General features: G+C 53.3%; 1 rRNA gene. It reads right to left on the reverse strand.

Annotation, left to right across the window (positions count from 1 at the left end):
* Positions 1–32: 32 nt before the first annotated feature.
* A 23S ribosomal RNA gene (locus AC791_RS05865) occupies positions 33–2,586 on the reverse strand; the annotation flags it as partial.

Consider the following 2,586-nt stretch of genomic DNA (forward strand, 5'->3'; position numbering starts at 1 on the left):
TCTCAAATCCGCCAAAACATCTTTGGCGTTGTAAGGTTAAGCCTCACGGTTCATTAGTACCGGTTAGCTCAACGCATCGCTGCGCTTACACACCCGGCCTATCAACGTCGTCGTCTTCAACGTTCCTTCAGGAGACTTAAAGTCTCAGGGAGAACTCATCTCGGGGCAAGTTTCGTGCTTAGATGCTTTCAGCACTTATCTTTTCCGCATTTAGCTACCGGGCAATGCCATTGGCATGACAACCCGAACACCAGTGATGCGTCCACTCCGGTCCTCTCGTACTAGGAGCAGCCCCCCTCAATTCTCCAGCGCCCACGGCAGATAGGGACCGAACTGTCTCACGACGTTCTAAACCCAGCTCGCGTACCACTTTAAATGGCGAACAGCCATACCCTTGGGACCTACTTCAGCCCCAGGATGTGATGAGCCGACATCGAGGTGCCAAACACCGCCGTCGATATGAACTCTTGGGCGGTATCAGCCTGTTATCCCCGGAGTACCTTTTATCCGTTGAGCGATGGCCCTTCCATTCAGAACCACCGGATCACTATGACCTGCTTTCGCACCTGCTCGCGCCGTCACGCTCGCAGTCAAGCTAGCTTATGCCATTGCACTAACCTCCTGATGTCCGACCAGGATTAGCTAACCTTCGTGCTCCTCCGTTACTCTTTAGGAGGAGACCGCCCCAGTCAAACTACCCACCAGACACTGTCCGCAACCCGGATTACGGGCCCACGTTAGAACACCAGCCATTAAAGGGTGGTATTTCAAGGTTGGCTCCACGCAGACTGGCGTCCACGCTTCAAAGCCTCCCACCTATCCTACACATCAAGGACCAGTGTTCAGTGTCAAGCTATAGTAAAGGTTCACGGGGTCTTTCCGTCTTGCCGCGGGTACACTGCATCTTCACAGCGAGTTCAATTTCACTGAGTCTCGGGTGGAGACAGCCTGGCCATCATTACGCCATTCGTGCAGGTCGGAACTTACCCGACAAGGAATTTCGCTACCTTAGGACCGTTATAGTTACGGCCGCCGTTTACCGGGGCTTCGATCAAGAGCTTCTCCTTACGGATAACCCCATCAATTAACCTTCCGGCACCGGGCAGGCGTCACACCGTATACGTCCACTTTCGTGTTTGCACAGTGCTGTGTTTTTAATAAACAGTTGCAGCCAGCTGGTATCTTCGACTGGTTTCAGCTCCACGAGCAAGTCGCTTCACCTACGCACCAGCGTGCCTTCTCCCGAAGTTACGGCACCATTTTGCCTAGTTCCTTCACCCGAGTTCTCTCAAGCGCCTTGGTATTCTCTACCTGACCACCTGTGTCGGTTTGGGGTACGATTTCGTGTTACCTGATGCTTAGAGGCTTTTCCTGGAAGCAGGGCATTTGTTACTTCAGCACCGTGGTGCCTCGTCATCACGCCTCAGTGTTAATGCGCAACCGGATTTACCTGGTCGCACCACCTTCACGCTTAAACCGGGACAACCGTCGCCCGGCTAACATAGCCTTCTCCGTCCCCCCTTCGCAGTAACACCAAGTACAGGAATATTAACCTGTTTCCCATCGACTACGCCTTTCGGCCTCGCCTTAGGGGTCGACTCACCCTGCCCCGATTAACGTTGGACAGGAACCCTTGGTCTTCCGGCGTGCGGGTTTTTCACCCGCATTATCGTTACTTATGTCAGCATTCGCACTTCTGATACCTCCAGCATGCCTCACAGCACACCTTCGACGGCTTACAGAACGCTCCCCTACCCAACAACGCATAAGCGTCGCTGCCGCAGCTTCGGTGCATGGTTTAGCCCCGTTACATCTTCCGCGCAGGCCGACTCGACCAGTGAGCTATTACGCTTTCTTTAAATGATGGCTGCTTCTAAGCCAACATCCTGGCTGTCTGTGCCTTCCCACATCGTTTCCCACTTAACCATGACTTTGGGACCTTAGCTGGCGGTCTGGGTTGTTTCCCTCTTCACGACGGACGTTAGCACCCGCCGTGTGTCTCCCGTGATAACATTCTTCGGTATTCGCAGTTTGCATCGGATCGGTAAGTCGGGATGACCCCCTGGCCGAAACAGTGCTCTACCCCCGAAGATGAGTTCACGAGGCGCTACCTAAATAGCTTTCGGGGAGAACCAGCTATCTCCCGGTTTGATTGGCCTTTCACCCCCAGCCACAAGTCATCCGCTAATTTTTCAACATTAGTCGGTTCGGTCCTCCAGTTAGTGTTACCCAACCTTCAACCTGCCCATGGCTAGATCACCGGGTTTCGGGTCTATACCCTGCAACTTAACGCCCAGTTAAGACTCGGTTTCCCTGCGGCTCCCCTATACGGTTAACCTTGCTACAGAATATAAGTCGCTGACCCATTATACAAAAGGTACGCAGTCACCCCCATAAATGAAGGCTCCCACTGCTTGTACGTACACGGTTTCAGGTTCTTTTTCACTCCCCTCGCCGGGGTTCTTTTCGCCTTTCCCTCACGGTACTGGTTCACTATCGGTCAGTCAGGAGTATTTAGCCTTGGAGGATGGTCCCCCCATATTCAGACAGGATACCACGTGTCCCGCCCTACTCTTCGAGTTCACA

It is taken from the genome of Klebsiella sp. RIT-PI-d (assembly GCF_001187865.1).
In the GTDB taxonomy this organism is placed as follows: Bacteria; Pseudomonadota; Gammaproteobacteria; order Enterobacterales; family Enterobacteriaceae; genus Superficieibacter.